The sequence below is a fragment of the Helicobacter sp. T3_23-1059 genome, from assembly GCF_053654515.1.
In genome coordinates, this window is the sequence record NZ_JBSIUV010000168.1 from 1 (window position 1) to 887 (window position 887).

1 protein-coding gene is annotated in these 887 nt (G+C 29.4%); it reads right to left on the reverse strand.

The window, feature by feature from the left end; all coding sequences use genetic code 11:
- Positions 1-887, reverse strand: an 887-nt coding sequence (locus ACWIX0_RS13850; protein ID WP_454174564.1) for a contractile injection system protein, VgrG/Pvc8 family, incomplete at both ends; no start/stop codon positions are given.

The following is an 887-nucleotide window of genomic DNA, read 5'->3' on the forward strand; positions in this document are numbered from 1 at the left end:
TTAATAATATTATCATTGGTGTTAATGTTGTTTTCTAAAAGGGATTCATTGATTAGCATTTGTTTGATTTCAATAATGTAGAAATCTTGCAAGGATTGCTCTTTAGTGCTTGTGCTATGCTCTAAATTGATTCTAAAGCATTGATTTAGAGATAAATCATAAATATTGCTTTTGGCTTTAAAGGTGTTATAAAGCATCGTTGCCCTAGAAGTAGCAATACTTAGTGGTGTGTTTATATTGTTGCTTATATCGCTAAAAGAATATTGTGAGTTATAAATGTGGGTGGAATAAAGGGCATTATTTAGATTTTCTATGGAATTATTATATGAATCATTGTGTGAATTTGCATTATTTGGATTAAAATGACTTGATAAAGAATGCAGCTCATAAGGATTTAGTGCAGAATGTGTGCTTTGACTAAAGGTTTTTGTAAGTAGAGTTTGAGATTTATAAAGGCTATTTATGCAGGGTAGATTTTGGGTATTGTTTGGATTTGGGTTAAAGAGAATCGTTTGAATGATGTTGTTTTTAGATTCATTTGAATCGAATTTAGATTCGCCCATAGTGTTGTTTGTAGATTTATTAGTTTCATTAGAATTACTTGCATTTAAATGATTATTTATGCTATGAATCCCATTTGCTAAGAAATCATAGAAATAAATGGTGCTAGAATCCTCATAGAAATATATGCCATTATTATGAGCGATTCTAAAGATAAAGTCTAAATCTGATTCGTTATATTGAGTGATTAGCTCTTCTTTAGGATAAGGAAAGCTAATGCGTGAAAAATCAATATGTTTATGCAAAGCATTTTCATAAAATCTTAAAGTAGCTTGCAAGACTTCTATGGGTGTTTTATGTGTGTAGATTCTATATGCTTTATTTAG